At 66.8% G+C, this 19,525-nt stretch carries 19 protein-coding genes and 1 pseudogene; 6 read left to right on the top strand and 14 right to left on the bottom strand.

The features are described from left to right. Positions 1 to 53: 53 nt before the first annotated feature. From VKI00_RS23715 to VKI00_RS23735, 5 genes are all read right to left on the bottom strand, one after another. On the bottom strand, positions 54 to 2,003 hold the full coding sequence (locus tag VKI00_RS23715; RefSeq protein ID WP_324441830.1) for a penicillin-binding protein 2: 1,950 nt from the start codon (positions 2,001 to 2,003) through the stop codon (positions 54 to 56). Positions 2,004 to 2,044: 41 nt separating this feature from the next. Next, on the bottom strand, positions 2,045 to 3,226 hold the full coding sequence (locus VKI00_RS23720; protein WP_324441832.1) for a hypothetical protein: 1,182 nt from the start codon (positions 3,224 to 3,226) through the stop codon (positions 2,045 to 2,047). Next, positions 3,226 to 4,392 (bottom strand): 16S rRNA (cytosine(1402)-N(4))-methyltransferase RsmH, encoded by a 1,167-nt coding sequence (gene rsmH / locus VKI00_RS23725; RefSeq protein ID WP_324441834.1) that lies wholly within the window; start codon positions 4,390 to 4,392, stop codon positions 3,226 to 3,228. The genes VKI00_RS23720 and rsmH overlap by 1 nt, the downstream gene beginning before the upstream one ends. Then, positions 4,367 to 4,798, bottom strand: a complete 432-nt coding sequence (gene mraZ, locus VKI00_RS23730; protein ID WP_219067252.1) for a division/cell wall cluster transcriptional repressor MraZ — start codon at positions 4,796 to 4,798, stop codon at positions 4,367 to 4,369. Before mraZ ends, rsmH begins: the two co-directional genes overlap by 26 nt. 303 nt (positions 4,799 to 5,101) lie before the next feature. Then, positions 5,102 to 5,503: a DUF3040 domain-containing protein gene (locus VKI00_RS23735; RefSeq protein WP_324441836.1), complete on the bottom strand. Its 402-nt coding sequence runs from the start codon at positions 5,501 to 5,503 to the stop codon at positions 5,102 to 5,104. Between the two features lie 218 nt (positions 5,504 to 5,721). On the opposite strand from VKI00_RS23735, the gene VKI00_RS23740 reads away from it, so the two are divergent. Together VKI00_RS23740 and VKI00_RS23745 are read left to right on the top strand one after the other, a co-directional pair. Beyond that, entirely contained in the window at positions 5,722 to 6,321 is a 600-nt protein-coding gene (locus tag VKI00_RS23740) for an N-acetyltransferase (RefSeq protein WP_324441838.1), read from the top strand. An 80-nt stretch (positions 6,322 to 6,401) separates the two neighbouring features. Beyond that, positions 6,402 to 7,076 carry an LppM family (lipo)protein gene (locus VKI00_RS23745; RefSeq protein WP_324441869.1) on the top strand — a complete coding sequence of 225 codons (675 nt, stop codon included), beginning with the start codon at positions 6,402 to 6,404 and terminating at the stop codon, positions 7,074 to 7,076. A gap of 21 nt (positions 7,077 to 7,097) precedes the next feature. On the opposite strand, the gene VKI00_RS23750 is transcribed toward VKI00_RS23745, so the two are convergent. Continuing rightward, the gene (locus VKI00_RS23750; RefSeq protein WP_324441840.1) at positions 7,098 to 7,988 is read right to left on the bottom strand and encodes a mycobacterial-type methylenetetrahydrofolate reductase; all 891 of its coding nucleotides are present in this window, start codon (positions 7,986 to 7,988) and stop codon (positions 7,098 to 7,100) included. A gap of 247 nt (positions 7,989 to 8,235) precedes the next feature. Between VKI00_RS23750 and idsA2 the strand changes: the two genes are divergently transcribed. Continuing rightward, positions 8,236 to 9,285: a bifunctional (2E,6E)-farnesyl/geranyl diphosphate synthase gene (gene idsA2, locus VKI00_RS23755; protein WP_324441842.1), complete on the top strand. Its 1,050-nt coding sequence runs from the start codon at positions 8,236 to 8,238 to the stop codon at positions 9,283 to 9,285. 5 nt (positions 9,286 to 9,290) lie between these two features. After that, a complete protein-coding gene (locus VKI00_RS23760) occupies positions 9,291 to 10,802 on the top strand; it encodes an alpha-(1->6)-mannopyranosyltransferase A (protein WP_324441844.1) in 1,512 nt (503 codons plus the stop codon). A gap of 8 nt (positions 10,803 to 10,810) precedes the next feature. Here the strand turns inward: VKI00_RS23760 and VKI00_RS23765 are convergent, their stop codons facing one another. Further along, entirely contained in the window at positions 10,811 to 11,215 is a 405-nt protein-coding gene (locus tag VKI00_RS23765) for an Rv2175c family DNA-binding protein (RefSeq protein WP_324441846.1), read from the bottom strand. A gap of 90 nt (positions 11,216 to 11,305) precedes the next feature. On the opposite strand from VKI00_RS23765, the gene VKI00_RS23770 reads away from it, so the two are divergent. Next, the gene (locus VKI00_RS23770) at positions 11,306 to 12,526 is read left to right on the top strand and encodes a protein kinase domain-containing protein (RefSeq protein WP_324441848.1); all 1,221 of its coding nucleotides are present in this window, start codon (positions 11,306 to 11,308) and stop codon (positions 12,524 to 12,526) included. Here VKI00_RS23770 and VKI00_RS23775 read toward each other — a convergent pair. From VKI00_RS23775 to VKI00_RS23785, 3 genes are all read right to left on the bottom strand, one after another. Beyond that, the gene (locus VKI00_RS23775; RefSeq protein WP_324441850.1) at positions 12,523 to 13,911 is read right to left on the bottom strand and encodes a class II 3-deoxy-7-phosphoheptulonate synthase; all 1,389 of its coding nucleotides are present in this window, start codon (positions 13,909 to 13,911) and stop codon (positions 12,523 to 12,525) included. The two genes, VKI00_RS23770 and VKI00_RS23775, sit on opposite strands and share 4 nt — an antisense overlap. Positions 13,912 to 13,981: 70 nt before the next feature. Beyond that, positions 13,982 to 14,473, bottom strand: a complete 492-nt coding sequence (locus VKI00_RS23780; RefSeq protein WP_324441852.1) for a polyadenylate-specific 3'-exoribonuclease AS — start codon at positions 14,471 to 14,473, stop codon at positions 13,982 to 13,984. 75 nt (positions 14,474 to 14,548) lie between these two features. After that, complete coding sequence (locus VKI00_RS23785; RefSeq protein ID WP_324441854.1) at positions 14,549 to 15,433, bottom strand: hypothetical protein; 885 nt, start codon at positions 15,431 to 15,433, stop codon at positions 14,549 to 14,551. Between the two features lie 84 nt (positions 15,434 to 15,517). Between VKI00_RS23785 and VKI00_RS23790 the strand changes: the two genes are divergently transcribed. Further along, complete coding sequence (locus VKI00_RS23790) at positions 15,518 to 16,849, top strand: glycosyltransferase 87 family protein (RefSeq protein ID WP_324441856.1); 1,332 nt, start codon at positions 15,518 to 15,520, stop codon at positions 16,847 to 16,849. Between the two features lie 28 nt (positions 16,850 to 16,877). Here the strand turns inward: VKI00_RS23790 and VKI00_RS23795 are convergent, their stop codons facing one another. From VKI00_RS23795 to VKI00_RS23810, 4 genes and pseudogenes are all read right to left on the bottom strand, one after another. After that, on the bottom strand, positions 16,878 to 17,615 hold the full coding sequence (locus VKI00_RS23795) for a lysophospholipid acyltransferase family protein (RefSeq protein WP_324441858.1): 738 nt from the start codon (positions 17,613 to 17,615) through the stop codon (positions 16,878 to 16,880). A gap of 136 nt (positions 17,616 to 17,751) precedes the next feature. Next, positions 17,752 to 18,129: a hypothetical protein gene (locus tag VKI00_RS23800; protein ID WP_324441860.1), complete on the bottom strand. Its 378-nt coding sequence runs from the start codon at positions 18,127 to 18,129 to the stop codon at positions 17,752 to 17,754. Continuing rightward, positions 18,126 to 19,400: an ArsA family ATPase gene (locus tag VKI00_RS23805; protein WP_324441871.1), complete on the bottom strand. Its 1,275-nt coding sequence runs from the start codon at positions 19,398 to 19,400 to the stop codon at positions 18,126 to 18,128. The genes VKI00_RS23800 and VKI00_RS23805 overlap by 4 nt, the downstream gene beginning before the upstream one ends. Next, positions 19,393 to 19,525, bottom strand: a pseudogene (locus VKI00_RS23810) (cyclase); the annotation flags it as partial. The gene VKI00_RS23805 and the pseudogene VKI00_RS23810, both read right to left, overlap by 8 nt.

The following is a 19,525-nucleotide window of genomic DNA, read 5'->3' on the forward strand; positions in this document are numbered from 1 at the left end:
CTGACCAGTCACCGATAGCAGCAGCGGCCGACCGGCCGCAAGTCACCTCCGGCCTACATTGCCTGCAATGTCAGCGGCGGCCCGGGATCGGGTGACAGCGGGACGTTTTCGCGTTGCAGCAGCCAGCCGGCGATGTTGTGGAACAACGGGGCTGCCGACGATCCGGGTGAGCCGTCGGCGGCGTGCTGCGGGTTGTCCATCATGATGCCGATGACATAGCGCGGATCGTCGGAGGTGGCCATACCGGCGAATGTGATCCAGTAAACGTTGTCGAAGTAGCAGCCGCACGCCGGGTTAATCTGCTGCGCCGTACCGGTTTTGCCGGAGATCTGGTAGCCCTCGACCGCGGCTGCCGGCCCGGTGCCCTGCTGGATGCCCCTCGGATCATGCTGCACGACCGCGCGCAGCATGTTGCGCACCGTCCGCGCGGTTTCGGGTGATACCACCCGAATCCCTTCTGGGCGCGGCTCTTCGGTGCGATTGCCATCTGCTGCGATAGTGGCCTTGATGATCCGCGGCGGCATCCGCAGCCCGTCGTTCGCGATCGTCTGATACATGCCAGTCATCTGCAGCAAGGTCATCGAAAGGCCTTGGCCAATAGGCAGGTTGGAAAATGTGCTGCCCGACCACTGGTCGAGCGGTGGCACCAGGCCGGCGCTCTCACCGGGCAGGCCGACATTGGTGCGCTGACCCAGCCCGAACTTGCGGAGCATGTCGTAGTAGCGGTCCGGGCCAACCCGCTGGGCCAGCATCAGCGTGCCCACGTTGGACGACTTCCCGAACACCCCGGTGGTGGTGTAGGGCGCCACGCCGTGATTCCAGGCATCGTGCACCGTGACCCCGCCCATGTTGATCGAGCCCGGCACTTGCAGCACCTCGTCGGGATTGGACAGGCCGTACTCGATCACCGAGGAGGCGGTGACGACCTTGTTCACCGACCCCGGCTCGAACGGGGAGGTGACCGCCGGGTTGCCCATCTGCTTGTTGCCCTGACGCCCGATGTCCTGGGACGGGTCGAAGGTGTTGTCGTTTGTCATGGCAAGCACTTCGCCTGTCTTGGCATCCAGCACCACCGCCGAGACATTGCGTGCCCCGGATAGGTTTTTGGCCTGCTGGACCTGCTGCTGGACATAGAACTGAATGTCGTCGTCGAGGGTGAGTTGGAGGGTCGAGCCGTTGGCCGCCTTGTGCTGATTGCGGTAGCTACCGGGGATCACCACGCCGTCGGAGCCGCGGTCGTAGGTGATGGAGCCGTCGGTGCCGGCGAGCTCGGCATCCATCGAATCCTCCAACCCGAGCAGACCGTGGCCGTCCCAGTCGATTCCGCCGACGATGTTGGCCGCCAGCGACCCGCCGGGATACTGGCGCAGGTCTTGGCGTTCGGTGCCGACCTCCGGGTATTTCGTGGTGATGGCGGTGGCGATCGCAGGTTCGACAGCGCGAGCCAGATAGACGAAGGTCTCGTCACTGCGCAGCTTCTTGAGCAACGTGGCCTTGTCCGGCTTGTTGTTCAGCCGCAGCGCCACCTCCTTGGCGATATCCGTCAATCGCTGTTGCGGGTCTGGGGCGTTCGCGTTCTTCTGTTTGGCCTCTGCCAGCTGCTTGTGGATCCTGCGCGGCTGGAAGGTCAGAGCGCGGGCCTCCATGGTGAACGCGAGTTGATCGTTGTTGCGGTCGATGATGCTGCCACGCAATGCTTTTTGGACATCGGTGACCTTGAGCTGTCCGGCAGCCTCAGCGCGCAGCCCGGATGCGCGCGGCACCTGCAGAAGGAACAGCTGAACGGCGGCCACCAACAGCGCCAGGAAGATCACCGCGTTGCCTGCCCTGTGCCGAAAGACGAAGGACGCGCCGCGGGTTCCGAACTCCACCGCCTGGCGGGTACGACGGTCGCGCGCGGAGTGGACGGCCGGGCTCGCGGATTTCTTGGCCTTCTTGCCTGACTTAGCGCTGTCGAGATCCGTCGCGCGCGTGGTCTTCCGGGTATGCCCTCGACGTTGCACCGGCCGCGATGCTGGGCTGCCCGACCGGTCTCCTCCGCGGCTCACCGTGGCGCGCCGGGCGTCGTGACGGTCAAGGGGCCGAACTGCTCGCCGATGAGCGGCGCTGCGGGTGGCGTGGCGAGGTGGGGTACGCCCGCGGGAGGCGCGGCGTCCGGGGGCGGCGCAGCCGCGGGGGGTACAACCGGAGCCGCCGGGGCCGCGGGTGCGCCCAGCGGCGCGGGCCCAGGGGCCAAGGGCACGTTGGGCACGGGCACGACGGCAGCCGGAGGCAGCGCGGGCGGCAATCCCGGCGCGGGCGGCGCGCCCGGCACGGCCTGCGGCACGGGTCCCGGTCCGGCGGCCGGCAGTTGAGGCATGCCGGGAGGTGACGGGAAGTGCTCGGGGCCCAGCGTGATGGCGCCGTCGGGGGTGCGGACCATCATGTCGGGCCCGGGCGCCAGCGGCACGGCCGGAGCGCCGTTGCCCGGCAACACCCGCATCGGCACCTCGACCGAATTCCCCCGCGCGCCCGGAGGCGGCGCCGGCTTTTCGTCGGGCAGCTTGGTGTTGAGCGGCGGCGGCGGAACGCCTTGAGCGGGCTTCGGGCTGCCCACTACGACCCAGTTGCCGGTCGGATCCTGAATCAAGTGCGCGGTGTCCCTGGTCGGGATCATCCCCAGGCCGCGGGCCGCCTCGGCTAACGCGGGCGCGGACTGCGCCTCGAGCACGTCGCGCTCGAGGGCTTCCTTCTGTTCCTGCAGCAGCCGGGTCTGCTGCCGGGCGGTGCTCAGCTGATAGGAGCGCTCGGCAGAGTCGGTGGACAGCCACAACGTGAGGCCCAAGCCGGCGCCGAGGGAACCGATCACCAGCACCACGAACGGCACCCTGGCCGCCAATGTGCGCGGCCGTAGGTCTATGGAGGCCAATCGGTTGACCAGACGGTCCCGCAATGGCTGACGAACAACCTTGGGCGCCTTGGCTTTCCGGGCCTTGGCTCGCGCCTTGGCTTGGCTGGCGTTCTTCGGCCGGGCCGGCCGCTCGACCGGCCGGGAGATCGGGGTGGTCTGCGGCCCGGATCGCGGGATTCGCGGCTCGCGGGCCGGCGCTGACGCTTTCCCGGCCCGCGGGCGGCGACGCGCGGGCGCCGGGTCGGCCGGTCGGCGGCCGGTGCTTCGGGAGGTGTTGCTCTGCCCGCGTCGACGATCGCCGCCACGAGGCGGTGGCGTTTCACGCTTGGCTTTCATCAGCCTCCCCTCCTCGTTGTCGCATGCCCGGGTTGCATGCGTTGCACAGCACGCAGTCGCACCGCGGCACTCCGCGGGTTCTGCTGGACCTCGGCGTCGCCGGCGCGTTCGGCGCCGCGCGTCAACGAGGTGAATTGTGGTCCGTGTCCGGGGAGTTCGACCGGCAGATCCTGCGGCGTGCTGGAGGCGGTGGCCTCGGCGAACACCCGTTTGACGATGCGATCCTCCAGCGACTGATACGCCAGCACCACGATGCGTCCGTCGACGGCCAAAGCGTCCAGCGCGACGGGCAGGGCGTCGCGCAACACGTCCAGCTCGTCGTTGACCGCGATGCGCAGCGCCTGGAACGTCCGCTTGGCCGGGTGTCCGCCAGTACGCCGGGCCGGTGCCGGAACTGCTTGGTAAACAAGCTCTACCAGCTCACCGGTCGAAGTGAACGGCGTGCGCGCGCGGCGGCGGATGATGTGTGCGGCGATGCGGCGGGCGAAGCGTTCCTCGCCGTACCGGCGCAGGATGTCGGTCAGCGCGGCCTCGTCGTAGCTGTTGACGATTTCGGCGGCGGTCAGCGCTGACGTGGGGTCCATCCGCATGTCCAACGGCGCGTCCTTGGCGTAGGAGAAGCCACGGTCGCTGCGATCGAGCTGCATCGACGAGACGCCCAGATCGAACAACATCCCGTCCACGGATTCCGTTGCAGCATAAGCCGATTCGGCTAAGGCGGCGTCGATCCCGTCGTAGCGGCTTTTGACCAACGTCAGCCGGTCGGCGAAACGCGCCAGCCGGTCGCGGGCAATGTCGAGTGCAGTCGGGTCCCGATCGATGCCGATCAGACGCAGCCCGGGCAGCTCGGCCAGAAACCGTTCGGCGTGCCCGCCGGCACCGAGGGTCGCGTCGACGAGCACCGCCCCTGTTCCGTCTGGACGGTGACGCGTCAGCGCGGGGCGCAGCAGTGCGACGCAGCGGTCGAGCAGCACGGGCACATGACCGAAACCACCAGTGGCGTCAGGCACGACAACACCTTCCCGACGTACGACGCAACGGGCCCCTGCACCCAGGTCCCTGTCCGATAGCACGAACCTGGCGTTGGGGAAGTACGTCAGGGTCGGTTCGGGCAGAGGCCACGGTGCACGGGCACGCGCCTCAGATAATGTCGCCGAGTGCTTCATCGCTGGCTGCGGAGAAGTTCTCTTCGTGGGTCTGTTGGTATTCCTGCCAAGCCTGCGCATCCCAAATCTCGAGGTAGTCGACCGATCCGATGACCACGCAGTCCTTCGAAAGGTTCGCGTAGCGGCGGTGGTCGGCCGACAACGTGATTCGGCCTTGCGCGTCGGGATGCTGTTCGTCAGTGGCGGCGGCCAGGTTGCGCAGGAACGCTCTCGCCTCCGGGTTGCTTCTGGATGCCTTGCTGGCCCGGCGGGCAAGTTGCTCGAATTCCGCACGGGGATAGACAGCCAGGCTGTGGTCTTGGCTCTTGGTGACCATCAGCCCTCCTGCCAGCGCGTCGCGGAACTTGGCGGGCAGTGTTAGCCGCCCTTTGTCGTCGAGCTTGGGTGTGTAGGTGCCGAGAAACATCTGGCCACCTCCACGCCCTTCGACTTCCGCCACCATACCCCACAATCCCCCACTGCGTCCCATTTAACGGCAAGAAGATCACCAAATGGTGTCGTTTCAGCGGGTTTTCGGCCACTCAACGGCTCGGCCATGCCGGCGTGGCGCCCTAAAATCACCAGCTCAAAGCCGCTTGAGCTGCGGTATCGGCAAAGTGGGGCGCAGTGGGTCAACGGGAGGCGCGGCGCCGCGTCACCGTAACGTGCTGCGGCTCGACCCGCGCAAACAAAAAGGGCAGCCACTGCTGCCCTTCCGTCCTTGGTGACGCTATTCCTCGAAGCGGCGGCGGAACCGATCTTCCATCCGGCTGGTGAAGGAACCGCCGGAACCCTTGCCCCGGCGCTGACGCGCGCCCGCTGAGGGCCCGGGGCGCTCCCCACGGCGGGACAGCCGCGGGCCGGTGATGGCAAACACCACGCCACCGAACATCACGATGAAGCCGACGACCGAAAGAATCGGAAACGTTCCGATCATGGTGGCCTTAAATGCCACGCCCGAGACCAACATTCCGAGACCCAGCACGAACAGCGCCGCGCCCTGCAGCCGTCGCCGTGCGGTCGGCGCGCGCAACCCTCCGCCACGAACACTGGAGGCGAATTTAGGATCTTCGGCATAGAGAGCGCTCTCGATCTGGTCGAGCATCCGCTGCTCATGATCGGAGAGTGGCATTCGTCCCTCCTTGCCGAAATCCTGTACGTAATACCGCTAGCACGTGGATGCCCGTTGTGTGGGCAACTAATCAGTAATGATACGAGGTCAATCAACGTCATACCACTGCTTCGGTTCCAGATTGTAACCGCCGTCGCATGGCGATCCGCGCGCCGCCGCCGCGTCGGATAATGGGACGGGAGCACGGCACTGGACGATCGACGAGGAGATCCGCAGAGTTGGCGACATTCCTCATCAACCTGCCGCCGCAAGACATGCAACGGCGCCTGGGAGACGCCCTGGGCGTTTACGTCGACGCAATGCGTTATCCCCGGGGCACCGAGAATCAACGCGCCGCCATGTGGCTCGAGCACACCCGGCGGCGCGGCTGGCAAGCCGTGGCCGCTGTGGAGGTCGACAACCCGGCCGGAGCCACGCCGTCGTCCGCCGAGCTGAGCGATGCACCCCTGCTCGGCGTGGCGTACGGCTATTGCGGCGCACCCGATCAGTGGTGGCAGCAGCAAGTCGTGCTCGGCCTGCAACGCGTGGGGTTACCCGGCCCGGAGATCGCGAGGCTTATGGCCAGCTACTTCGAGCTGACCGAATTGCACATTCACCCCCGAGCGCAGGGCCGAGGCCTCGGCGAAGCGTTGGCGCGGCGGCTGCTCGCCGACCGCAGCGAAACCAACGTGTTGCTGTCGACCCCGGAAATCAACGGCGAAGCCAATCGCGCCTGGCGCTTGTACCGTCGGCTCGGATTTCTCGACATCATTCGCGGCCACCACTTCACCGGCGACCCGCGAGCGTTTGCGATCCTTGGCCGCAAGCTCCCGCTGTAGCCGCACACGGCGCCGCCGGGGTCTGGCACGATGACCTGGTGCGTACCAGCAGCATCCAGCTCTTCGCCCGAGCGTTCACCGTGCGTCGTCGCCGCCTGGCGGCGTGGGCGCTGCTGTTGCTGGTGATACCGGTGCTCGCTGGATGCGTCCGGATCCACGCGTCGATCACCATCTCCCCTGACGACCTGGTGTCCGGGGAGATCATCGCGACGGCCAAGCCGCGCAACGACAAAGATGCTGGACCGCAACTGGATCCCAATCTGCCGTTCAGCCAGAAGGTGGCGATCTCCAAGTACGACCGTGACGGCTACGTGGGGTCACAGGCGGTGTTCTCCGACTTGACCTTCGCCGAACTGCCGGAGTTGGCGAATATGAACTCCGACGCCCAGGGCGTCAACCTGTCCCTGCGCCGAGCCGGCGACCTGGTGATCCTGGAGGGACGGGCGGACTTGACGTCGCTGACCGACGCCGACGCGGACGTCGAGCTGTCCGTCGCGTTCCCCGGCGCGGTGACGTCGACCAACGGCGAGCGGGTGGACCCCGAGACGGTGCAGTGGAAGCTCAAGCCGGGAATCGTGAGCACGATGAACGCCCAGGCTCGCTACACCGATCCGAGCACCCGCTCGTTCCGCGGCGCGGCTCTCTGGCTGGGCCTCTCGTCGGTCGTTGTCGCCGCCGTGGTGGCGCTGCTGGCCTGGTACAGCCGGGACCGCTCACCCCGCGTCGCCGAGCCCAGCGGCCCGCCGTCCGACTGAGCCGAGGATCGAAAGCGGCTCTCAGCTCGACGGCGACCAGTAGCCGAGCAGTTCCGCGAACGTCTGGAACGCCGGCGCCGAATTACCATAGGTGGCCTCGAGGTGGATGCTCAGCGGATAACCCAGGTCGACGACGCCGTCGATGACCCGCTTGTAGAGATCGACCATCAGTTTGCGCTTTTGAGCAGGTTCGCCTCCGGCCAACGTTTTGACGAACGCCTGCTCGTCGGCCACCGCGGCATTGCCCGGATCCTGGATGAGCCAGTTGACGAAACCGACCCGGTCCTCCAACTTCGGTACGAAGCCGAACGACAACAGAATCTCCGGCCGATGGTCCGTCCGCTCGGCGAACTCTGTCAGGAAGCCCACGATCGCGTCGGAGTACAACAGCTGGGTCTGAGCGAATGTCGCGCCCTGATCGCACTTGAAATTGAACCGGCCCTGTTCACCCTCGCGGGTGGGAATCAGGATCACGCCCCGGTTGTCCACCAGCTCGCGATAGATCGACAGCGCGTCGGTCGGCGCGACACCTGAGCCCTCGCCGTCGGCCATCGTGCGGGGCACGCCGACGAACACGATCCCGTCGATTCCGGCACCGACCAGTTCACCGAGCCGCTGGCCCAACGCCTGCTCGTCCATGAAAGCGGTGACCTGGCTGCACAATCCGCGTATCCCGGGCAACTCCGGTTTGATGATCGACCAGAAATCCAGCACGTCCAGCTTCGGCTTCATCTCGACGGGCCGGTCATCCTCCTCCTGGATGAGACCCGGCATCATCAGGTGCCCGATCCGCCCGTCGAGTCCGAAATCCGCCGACAGCTGCACCACTTTGCGGGCGTCTTCGACGGCCTGCTCCGTGCCTCGTTCCACGTTCGTCGGTACCAACTCGAGCGCGACGGTGCTCAAGGTCAACGGGCTACTCCTCAGGAGAAATCAACGCTGGCCGGCGGGCGGGCGCAGAACACCCGACAGCATAGGTGCGAAATAGTGAGGCTGTCGAAGCAACTGCCCAGAGTTCGGGGCCGCCGAGGGCCCGAGGAGGCCCGAGTCAGGCAAAACCCGCTGGACAGCCCGGGGCCGAATAGAATTGGCGAGCCACGATTCAAGCCGACCAGGAAGGGGTGTCGCGCTGAGCGTAGAAGCAGCGGCAACCGTCGAGTTGGCTGATGCCGTCACCGACCAGTTGCGCAGATACCTGCAGGACCGCCGCGCTGAGGCCGCCTACATCGGCCGCGACTATGACCGCCTGACGGCCGGCTTGCAAGAGTTCGTGCTCAGCGGCGGAAAGCGCCTGCGCCCGGCCTTCGCCTACTGGGGCTGGCGCGCGGTGTCGAGCAAAGACGCTGACGCCGAAGTGCTGCTGTTGTTCTCCGCGCTGGAACTGCTGCATGCATCGGCGCTGGTGCACGACGACGTGATCGACGATTCGGCGACCCGCCGGGGTCGGCCGACCACGCACATGCAGTTCGCTGCGCTGCACCGCGACCGGCGGTGGCGAGGGCCGGCCGACCAATTCGGCATGTCGGCGGCTATTCTGCTCGGCGATCTGGCGCTGGCGTGGGCCGACGATATTGTCTCGGGCATCGATCTGCCGCCCGATGCGCGCAGCCGGGTGCGCCGAGTCTGGGTCGACATTCGCACCGAGCTGCTCGGCGGCCAATACCTCGACATCGTGGCCGAAGCCAGCGGCGCGGAGTCGATCGCCTCGGCGATGAACGTGAACACCTACAAGACCGCCTCCTACACGGTGTCGCGTCCGTTGCAATTAGGGGTGGCCGCCGCCGCCGATAGACCCGACGTGCACGCCCTTTTCCACGAGCTCGGCACCGACCTGGGCATCGCATTCCAGCTGCGTGACGACGTGTTGGGGGTGTTCGGGGATCCGGCGGTCACCGGCAAGCCCTCCGGCGACGACCTTCGGTCCGGCAAACGCACGGTGCTGTTGGCAACGGCGGTGGAATTGGCCGACAAGTCAGATGCGGCCGCCGCCAAGCTGTTACGCGCCTCGATCGGGACCGACTTGAGCGACACCCAGGTCGGCGAACTGTGCGGGGTCATCGCGCGGGTCGGCGCGCTGGCCGCGGTCGAGGAGCAGATCGACACGCTGACCCGGCGGGCGCTGGCCACACTGGCCGACGCACCTATCCACGCGGCCGCCAAGAGTGGGCTGTCCGAGATGGCCAGACTGGCCGCGAACCGGTCCGCATGACGCGCATGTCCACGCCTGCGTCCACGCCGACTGCCGACCCGGCTACCGGCCGCACACAACACTTTTCACGACTGCGGGAATTCACCGCCGCCGCCGAGGGCCGACCGGCACTACTGGGCTGCCTGGGCGCGGCGCTGATCACCACAGGGGGCCTCGGCGCGGGCAGCACGAAAGAACATGACCCACTGCTGGAGGCGCTGCACCTGTCCTGGTTGCGCTACGGCCACGGGCTGGTGCTGTCCTCGGTGGTGCTGTGGGTGGGTGTGGCGTTGATGCTGATCGCCTGGCTGTGGCTGGGCCGACGCGCTCTCACCGGCGATGCGAGCGAATACGCGATGGTGGCCAGCACCGGCTTTTGGCTGGCACCACTGCTGCTGTCGGTGCCGGTCTTCAGCCGCGACACGTACTCGTATCTGGCCCAGGGTGCGCTGCTGCGCGACGGCCTGGACCCCTACGCGGTGGGGCCGATTGAGAACCCGAATCCGTTGCTGGACAACGTGAGCCCCATCTGGACCATCACCACGGCCCCGTACGGCCCGGCATTCATCATGATCGCCCGGCTTGTCACGATGCTGGTCGGCAATCATGTGATCGCCGGAACGATGTTGCTGCGGCTGTGCATGCTGCCCGGACTCGCATTGCTGATCTGGGCGACACCCCGGCTGGCCCGCCATCTTGGCGCGAATGCGCCCATCGCGCTGTGGATTTGCGTGCTCAATCCGCTGGTGATCATTCATCTGATGGGCGGGGTTCACAACGAGATGCTGATGGTGGGCCTGATGACCGCCGGCATCACCCTGACCTTCGAGCGTCGTCATGTTGCGGGCGTCACGCTGATCGCCCTCGGGGTCGCGGTCAAGGCGACGGCCGGGATCGCGCTGCCGTTCATGGTCTGGGTATGGATGCGGCATCTGCGCGACCAACGGGGATACCGTCCGCTACCGGCCTTTGCCACGGCCGGCGCGGCATCCGTGCTGGTCCTGGTCGCCGTGTTCGCGGTGTTATCCGGCTTGGCCGGGGTCGGGCTGGGCTGGTTGACCGCGCTGGCCGGTTCGGTGAAGATCATCAACTGGCTGACGGTCCCGACGGCGGTAGCCAACCTGATCCACGCTGTCGGCGGACTGTTCTTTCCGGTGAATTTCTATGCCCTGCTGCAGGTCACCCGAGTCATCGGAATCGTGATCATCGTGGTGGCGCTGCCGCTGTTGTGGTGGCGATACCGGCAGGGCGACCGCACCGTGTTGACGGGCATCGCCTGGGCCATGCTCGTCGTCGTGTTGTTCGTACCCGGCGCGCTGCCGTGGTATTACACCTGGCCGCTGGCCGTCGTGGCCCCGCTTGCTCAGTCGCGCGCGGCGGTCGCGGCGATCGCGGGATTCTCCACCTGGATCATGGTCATCTTCAAACCCGATGGCTCCCATGGCATGTACTCGTGGAGCCATGTCTTGGTGGCGACGGCATGCGCCTTGATTGCGTGGCGCACGCTGTCTCGACCGTCGGCCGTCCCAGCTGATTGAAGCCGGCTTCAATACGCCATGGCCTGCGCGCGGCGCAGCACTTCGCGAGCCTGGTGAGCATGCAGCGCGTCGACCGGGCGGGCGTTGCTGATGGCGTCGCGCGTCCCGTCCCGAGTGACGGTCAGCGACGGGTCGGGGGTGAACAGCCAGCGCAGGATTTCGGTGTCGCGGTAGCCGCCGTCGTGCAAAACCACCAGCAACCCGGGCAGGCTCTTGACCACCTCGCCGGAATCGGTGAAGAAGGCCCGCGGCACCAACACGTCACCGGCACGCCGTACCGCCACCAGATGGCCTTCCCGCAGGTGCTGGTGCACCTTGGTGACTGGGATGCCGAGCAACTCGGCGACGCCGGGCAGATCGTAGGTGGGTTCGTCGGGGTCAAGACAGTCGTCGCCGGCCGGAATCCTGCTCACCGACTTAGTGTACGACCGGGCATGCCGCAATTAGGGCGCGCTGAGCATAGGTTTCAGGCGTAGCTCAGGGTCCCACCTACGATGAGCCTCGTGGCTGACGATCCGCTTGAGGGAACGTTGCTGGATGGGCGGTATCGCGTTGCGACCAAGATCGCCACTGGCGGCACCTCGACGGTGTACCGCGGCCTCGACACCCGTTTGGACCGACCGGTCGCGCTGAAAGTGATGGATTCCCGCTACGCCGGCGAGCAGCAATTCCTCACCCGCTTCCAGCTCGAGGCCCGCACGGTCGCCCGACTCAAAGATCCCGGACTTGTCGCCGTCTACGACCAGGGCCTCGACGCCCGACACCCGTTCCTGGTGATGGAACTCGTCGAGGGCGGCACACTGCGCGAATTGCTGTCCGAGCGCGGTCCAATGCCACCGCATGCCGTCGCGGCGGTGCTGCGCCCAGTGTTGGGCGGCCTGGCCGCCGCGCATCGCGCCGGCTTGGTGCACCGCGACGTCAAACCGGAAAACGTGCTGATCTCCGACGAGGGCGACGTCAAGATCGGCGACTTCGGATTGGTCCGCGCCGTCGCGGCGGCCGGAATCACTTCCACCAGCGTCATTCTCGGCACCGCCGCCTACCTGTCCCCCGAACAGGTCCGGGACGGAAACGTCAGCCCGCGAAGCGATGTCTATGCCGTGGGGATCGTGGCCTACGAGCTGCTGACCGGGCAGACGCCGTTTACCGGCGACTCCGCGCTGACCGTCGCATACCAACGGCTGGATACCGACGTGCCGGCACCCAGCACGATGATCGACGGCGTCCCTGAGCACTTCGACGAGCTGGTAGCACGAGCCACGGCGCGCGATCCCGCCGAGCGCTACGCGGACGCGCAGGAGATGGGCGCCGAGTTGGACGCGATCGTCGACGAGTTGGCGCTCCCCGAATTTCGGGTGCCCGCTCCGCGCAACTCCGCTCAACACCGCTCCGCCGTGCCGCATCGCAGCCAGATCGACCATCACCAGACCACGGACCAGCATCGGCCTGCGTCCCAGCGCCGGCCGGTGCACCACCCCACCCGTCAGCTGACCCGAGGACCCCAGGACTGGCCGGCCGAACCCGCTGAACCCGAAGTCCAGATCGATCGCGAATATCAAGAGTTATCAGGTCAATTCGCCGGGATCGACCTGGTCGAATTCGCGCTCGAACGCCAGCACGCCCGACGCATGGTGCTGATCTGGGTAGCGGTCGTGTTGTCGGTCACCGGGATGGTGGCCGCCGCGGCGTGGACCATCGGCAGCAACCTGAGCGGATTGCTCTAGTCGCGCAACATCTCGGCGACCAGGAACGCCAGCTCCAATGACTGCTGGGTGTTCAGCCGCGGGTCGCAAGCGGTTTCGTAACGACCGCTGAGATCGGTGTCCGAAATGTCTTGCGCACCACCCAAACACTCGGTGACGTTCTCTCCGGTGATCTCGACGTGGATACCACCGGGGTAGGTACCCAGCGCGCGGTGCACCTCGAAGAAACCCTGCACCTCATCGACAATGCGATCGAAATGCCGTGTCTTGTACCCGGTGGACGACTCGTGCGTGTTGCCGTGCATCGGGTCGCACTGCCAGATCACGTGATGACCAGTGGCCTGCACCTTTTCGATGATCGGCGGCAACAGGTCACGCACCTTGTTGTTGCCCAGCCGGCTCACCAAGGTCAACCGCCCCGGCTTGTTCTGCGGGTCGAGGCGCTCGACGTATTCGACGGCTTGGTCGGGTGTCGTCGTCGGCCCGATCTTGACGCCGATCGGGTTCGCGATCACCTCGGCCAACGCGATGTGCGCGCCATCGAGTTGGCGGGTCCGGTCGCCGATCCAGAGGTAGTGCGCCGACAGGTCATACAGCTGCGGCTCGCCATCCTCCTCGTCGGACAGCCGCAGCAGGGCACGCTCGTAGTCGAGCACCAAAGCCTCATGGCTGGCGTAGATTTCGGCGGTCTGCAGGTTACGGTCGGCCACCCCGCAGGCGCTCATGAATTTCAGGCCACGGTCGATCTCGGAGGCGAGCGTCTCGTAGCGCGCTCCGGCCGGCGAGGTGCGGACGAATTCCCGGTTCCAGTCGTGCACCAGATGCAGCGACGCCAGCCCCGACGATGTCAACGCGCGCACCAGGTTCATCGCCGCACCGGCATTGGCGTAGGCGCGCACCAGCCGGGACGGGTCGTGCTCACGCGCCGCGGCGTCCGGCGCGAATCCGTTGACCATGTCGCCGCGGTAGGAGCGCAGCCCCAGCGCGTCGAGCTCAGCCGACCGGGGCTTGGCGTACTGCCCGGCGATGCGGGCCAATTTGACCACCGGCACGCTGGCGCCGTAGGTCAACACCACCGCCATCTGCAGCAGGGTGCGGATATTGCCCCTGATGTGCGGTTCGGTGTTGTCGACGAACGTCTCGGCACAGTCGCCGCCCTGCAGCAGAAACGCCTCTCCCCTGGCAACCTGGGCCAGCATGTCCTGAAGCCGGACGACCTCCGACGGCACCGTCACCGGCGGCACACTCTCCAGAACCGTTCGCATCGGCTCAACCTGCTCGGGCGTCCAACTGGGCTGCTGTGCAGCCGGCTTGGCCAGCGCGGCGTCCAGCCGGGCCCGCAGATCAGCCGGCAGCGGGGGCAGCGGCGGCAGCTGCTCGATCGGTACGTCCACGGTCCAGTTCACCGGTCCATGGTAACCGGGCAGCGCGGCCCGTTAAGCACCCCGCGATCAGCGCGAACGCGAACAAGCCGGGCTAGCCCTGGTCGCCGTTCGTCATGATCACGCGGTATCGCCGCAGCTGGTCGCGAGCATCGACCAGCGCGTCGTGCACATCCGGCGGCCGACGCGGCAACGGTGGGCGCCCTCGGTCCTCCCATAGCTGACGCAGCTCCCGGGTGAATCGCGGCATCGACGGCGGCAGGTCGGTCATCGGGCCCCACAGCTGGCACAGCACGACATGGTCGTAGGCGCCGACCCAGGCCCACAGCTCGATCGGCTCGGCGCCCTCGATGTCGAAGAACGTCTCCAAGTCCGAACGGATCCGGGCACGCGGACGCCATAGCTGCGACGCCGGCGGCGGTAGTTTCGGCAGCACGTGGCTGCGCACCCAGCTACCGGCCCGCTCGGGGTCGAACTCGGTCGAGACTGCGTAGTATTCGCGGCCGTCCTCGGCGACCACCCCGATCGAGATCAACTCGATAGTGCGGCCGTCATCGATGAATTCGGTGTCGTAGAAGTACCGCACCCGCGGAGCCTAGCCTCCCGACGATGCAGGCCGGAACGGCCTGAGGAGGAGGGGGGCCATCAGCGGAGCCCGCCGTCAGCTGACGCCTATACCGCTGGCCAGGGGGCGCCGCACCGGCTGCTGCGGCGGCGGCGCCGGATGGACTTCGCGGTCCAGCAGCGCGTCCACCATGCGGCGGTCGGGGCGGCGCGGCGTACCGGCGATCGTGTACTGCACCCATAGCTTGACCCGCACCACCGGGCGGCGCAGGGTTCGTTCGCGTTGCAGCGCACGCGCCATCTTGTCCAGCTGACTCATATAAAGCCACCGGGCCCATGGGGCTTGTGGGCGCGACAGTCGGATCGCCCCGATGAACAGCAGCGGGACGAAGAACATGCCGATCAAGCCGGTCCACACCTTGCCCTTGAGCACAACCAGCACGGCCAGCGGCAAAGTCAGCGCCATCGCGAAGACCACGCCGGCGCGCAGCACCACCGAGTGGGTGGTGTCGTGCCATAGGTTGACGAAGAACAAAAACGGGTGCAGGCCCAAGACCAGCAGTCCACCCACCGCCACTGCGGCGAAGACCGCGTCGACCGAGGTCCGCCCGTCTTCCTCCCAGTAGACGTCGGACAGGTGCAGGATCAACGCGTACTCGTCGAGCACCAGCGCGGCTCCGATGCCGAAGAGGATTGCGCTCGCGGTGTATTCGAGTTCGGTTCCGGTGATCGACAAGGCCACCAACGTCACGCCGGAAACCATCACCAGCAGCACTCCGACCACCACGTGGTGGATGTGCTTCTTCCCGATGTGAATGTTGCGTGGCTCCCACCATCGCGGCGGCACGCCACGGTCCGCGCGGTGGCGGATGTAGCGCACGAAGGTGCGGGTCACGAAAAAGGTGAGGATGAAGGCGACCAGACAGCACAGCAGCGGCAGCCGGCCGCGGCCGATAATGTCGTCTTCGAACCAACGGAGCACTCTAAGAAACCTACGCGCACTTAGCACCGACGGCCCTGCGCGACACCGGCTCAGATGCCCGCACCGATTAGGCTGTTCAGCGACATGAGTACATGGCAGTCGCCCGACGTGGGCAGTTGGCGTGGGGCAGTTGCCCCTGTTCCTGACGGAGCGCAGCCGGGTATCTGGCGAAATGCCTGGTGGGCGTTGCTCCAGCTAATGGGCCTCGCCGCGCTGGGCTACGCCGCCTGGCGGCTCGTCGGCCACACGCCGTACCGCATCGACATCGACATTTACCGGATGGGCGGCCAGGCGTGGCTGGATGGCCGTCCGCTGTACGACCACGGTGTGGAATTTCACACGCCGATCGGCCTGAACCTCCCGTTCACCTATCCGCCGCTCGCCGCTATCGTGTTTTGCCCTTTTGCCTGGTTGGGCATGCCGGCCGCCAGTGTGACGATCACGCTGATCACGTTGGCGCTGTTGATCGTCTCGACGATGATCGTGCTGACCCGACTCGACGTGTGGGGCACCGCACGGGTCGTGCCCGGACCGGCCTGGCTGCGCCGATGGTGGTTGACGTTGCTGATCGTCGCGGCCGCGGCGATCTGGCTGGAGCCGATCAAGTCGAATTTCGCCTTCGGGCAGATCAACGTCGTGCTGATGACGCTGGTGATCGCCGACTGCATGCCACGCCGCACCCCATGGCCACGTGGTCTGCTGCTGGGGCTGGGCATGGCCCTCAAACTCACCCCGGCGGTGTTCCTGCTGTACTTCCTGCTGAACCGCGACAAACGCGCCATGTTGACCTCGCTCGCGTCCTTCGTGGCGGCGACAGTGGCCGGCTTTGTCCTGGCGTGGCACGACTCCTGGCGGTACTGGACCGACACCATCCACGACACCGATCGGATCGGCGCGGCGAGCCTGAACACCAACCAGAACGTGGCCGGCACGCTGGCGCGGCTGGGCCTCAGCGACCATCAACGGTTCCTGCCGTGGGTGGCCGCGTGCCTGCTCGTGCTGGCGCTGACGGTGTGGGCGATGCGGCGGGTGCTGCGCGCCGGCGAGCCAACTCTGGCCGTCATCTGTGTCGCGCTGTTCGGCCTGGTGGTCTCGCCCGTGTCGTGGTCACACCACTGGGTGTGGATGTTGCCGACGGTGCTGGTGACCGCGGTGCTGGCCTTCCGGCGGCGCAACGCCGCGCTGGCCGTGGTCAGCGCGGCCGGGGTGGCACTGATGTACTGGACGCCGATCGATCTGCTCCCCAAACACCACGAAGTGGGCGCCGTGTGGTGGCGTCAGTTCGCCGGCGTCTCTTACCTGTGGTGGGCGCTCGCGGCCATCGTCGCGGCCGGCGCCACGGTCGCTGTCAGCACCGCCACCGCTACCGCACCCCGGGCGTCGAGGACGCCCGCGCCGGTTTCAGCCGTCGGCTGACCCGGGGCTGGGATCCGCGAGGACCCGCCTACCCCGCCGCCGTTTCCGGTATCCGCGACGACGATTGCTTCGCCGGTCCGGACCCGTTGGCATTACTGCCGTTCTTGAGGGTGGCGGCATAGATGTCGACGTATTCCTGACCGGAAAGGCCCATCAGCTCGTAGATCACCTCGTCGATGACGGCTCGTTCGATGAAGCGGTTGCCCGCCAGCCCGTCGAATCGGGAGAAGTCCATCGGCTTGCCGAACCGGACGGCGACCCGGCCGAACCGCCACATCTTTTTGCCGGGCGGATTGACGACGTTCGTGCCGATCATCGCCACCGGTATCACCGGAACTCCGGTTTCCAGCGCCAGACGGGCCAGCCCCGTCTTGCCCTTGTACAGCCGGCCGTCGGGTGAGCGGGTGCCCTCGGGGTACATGCCGAGCAGCTTGCCCTGGCTCAGCAGACGCTCAGCGGTGTTCAAAGCGGCCTGGGCCGCATCGGCATCGCTGCGGTCGATGGGAACCTGCCCGGTGGTGCCGTAAAACCAGCGCTGGAACCAGCCCTTCAGCCCGGTGCCAGTGAAGTATTCGGACTTCGCCAGGAACGTGATCCGGCGCCGCACAACCAGTGGCAGGTAGAAACTGTCGGCGACCGCTAGGTGGTTACTGGCGAGGATCGCCGGGCCGGACTGCGGAACGTATTCCAGTCCTTCGGCTTTCGGCCGGCCGAGGAGGGCGAGCAACGGGCCCATGAAGATGTACTTGAAAAGCCAGTACCACATCGACCCTCCTAGTTGCCCGCAACCTACTGTGTCCTGCGCCAAGAGTACCGATCCAGTGTGTACGGGACCACACGACGCTCGCGACCTGCTTACTCTTCGGCCATGAGCCGGCTGCCGTTAACCCGGACCGCCGCGGCTATTCCTCCACGGTGACGGTGATGGGCTGATAGCGGCTCGGGGTGCCGGCATCGGCTGCGCTGTCGGCCTCGGCGCCATTGCTGGGCGGACCCTCAGGCGGCGGTGTCGATCCGTCGACTTGCTCGACGATCGCCCGGATCACCGCCAGCAGCGCCACGCTGTGCTCAGCGATCGCGGTCAGCAACGGATGTTCCTCCCCGGTGACCACCGCGGCCAACGCGCACACCGGACACCACACCTGCTGGCACTTGCCGGTGCCGGCGCCGTCGCCAAGCGCCCGCGTCGCCGCCAAGCGGACCGCGGGGTCGATGCCGTCCAGAATGCTCTGCGCGAGTTTGCGCAACTCGGGGCCAATGTCGGGGTGAATGCCGGTCATCGCGGCCACACCTCCGGATCAGGTCGAAAACGCACCGTCAACTCGTTACCTCGTAGATGGGCGTCCAGCACCGTGCATCGCCGCAGGACGGACGCCAATCGAACTCGGCGGCGCATCCCGCCGGCGCCGACGATCAGGTCGTCGCCGACCCGGCCAAGGGTAAGCGCGCCGGAATCGATTTGCGGCAACTCTAGCCGCAATCGGTAGACCGATTGCAGGCCGGATCCCGACTCCAGGTCGACGACGGGACGCACGGGTCCTGGCGGCGCCGACCCGTCGCGGCGGCGCGCACTGTCCAGCAGCTCGGCCAGCGCTTTGGCGCCGATCGGCTCGCCGGCCAGATGCGGGGTGAGGACCAGCGCCACATCGCCGATGGCGGCATCCAGTTCGTCCAGCACGGCGCGCTGCTCACTGATTCGCTCGGAATACCAGTCGAAGGCCGGATGCGCGGGCAGGTTGCGGTACTCGTATGAATCGTCTTGCACCAGAATCTGGTTGACGATTAATTCCTCGACGCGCACACCCATCAACGCCAACGAGCCCAGCGTCCGGACCGCTTCGGCGGCCACCACCCGTTCCGCGGTCAGGACCAGATACGCACCGACTCGCGCGCCGTCGGTCAGCAGCGCGCTGAGCTTTTCGACGCTTCGGCTGATGCGTTCCAGCAGTTCCACCACCGCCGTTGACCGCGCGTCATCGGCGGCGGCGGAAAGCCTGCGATGCCGTGGCCAGCCGCGCTCGACGTAGAGCGCGAACGTGGCCGGCAGGGTCAGCATCCGCAATGCGTCGGCGGTGGACGCACAGTCGACCACGATGTGGTCCCAGTGCCCGGCCGCGGCCAGCTCGCCGACTTCATGCAGGCCGAGCACTTCTTGAATGCCGGGCAGCGCCGAAAGTTCTTCGGGCGCAATGTCGCCCAGCTCCGACTCGCTGAAGCGCCGGCCCAGTGTGTTGACCACGGTGCGCCAATGAGCCTCGAGCAGCGCCAGGGTATCCAACGCCAACGCATCCAGGAAGCCGCCGCCGGCGTCGGTCGCCCCGGTTTCGAGGTCGGTGAATACCCGGACCGCATCGCGCCGGCCGGTCGGCAAGACGACGACACCGAGCACGTCACCTAGCGAGTGCGCTTGGTCGGTGGAGACCAGCAACACCCGCTGACCGGTGCGCGCGTCACGCACGGCGGTCGCGGCCGCCAAAGTGGACTTCCCTACCCCACCCTTGCCGACGAAGAGACTGATCCGGGCAAGTGCGGGCGCTGCCGACTCACTCAGCCTCGACTCGTTTCTTCAGATCCTTCAACGCGCTGTCGATCAACCTGCGCTCAGCCTTGCGCTTGAGCAAGCCGATCATCGGAATGGCTATATCTACGGTGAGCTCATAGGTGACATCGGTGCCA

Source organism: Mycobacterium sp. (genome assembly GCF_035314665.1).
In the GTDB taxonomy this organism is placed as follows: domain Bacteria; phylum Actinomycetota; class Actinomycetes; order Mycobacteriales; family Mycobacteriaceae; genus Mycobacterium.

Excerpts from the sequence above, each read along its gene's own strand:
- VKI00_RS23760 (WP_324441844.1), top strand. The coding sequence starts at position 9,291 with ATGTCCACGCCTGCGTCCACGCCGACTGCCGACCCGGCTACCGGCCGC.
- VKI00_RS23735 (WP_324441836.1), bottom strand. The coding sequence starts at position 5,503 with ATGCCACTCTCCGATCATGAGCAGCGGATGCTCGACCAGATCGAGAGC.
- VKI00_RS23795 (WP_324441858.1), bottom strand. The coding sequence starts at position 17,615 with ATGTGGTACTGGCTTTTCAAGTACATCTTCATGGGCCCGTTGCTCGCC.
- VKI00_RS23720 (WP_324441832.1), bottom strand. The coding sequence starts at position 3,226 with ATGAAAGCCAAGCGTGAAACGCCACCGCCTCGTGGCGGCGATCGTCGA.
- mraZ (WP_219067252.1), bottom strand. The coding sequence starts at position 4,798 with ATGTTTCTCGGCACCTACACACCCAAGCTCGACGACAAAGGGCGGCTA.
- rsmH (WP_324441834.1), bottom strand. The coding sequence starts at position 4,392 with ATGAAGCACTCGGCGACATTATCTGAGGCGCGTGCCCGTGCACCGTGG.
- VKI00_RS23790 (WP_324441856.1), top strand. The coding sequence starts at position 15,518 with ATGAGTACATGGCAGTCGCCCGACGTGGGCAGTTGGCGTGGGGCAGTT.
- VKI00_RS23800 (WP_324441860.1), bottom strand. The coding sequence starts at position 18,129 with ATGACCGGCATTCACCCCGACATTGGCCCCGAGTTGCGCAAACTCGCG.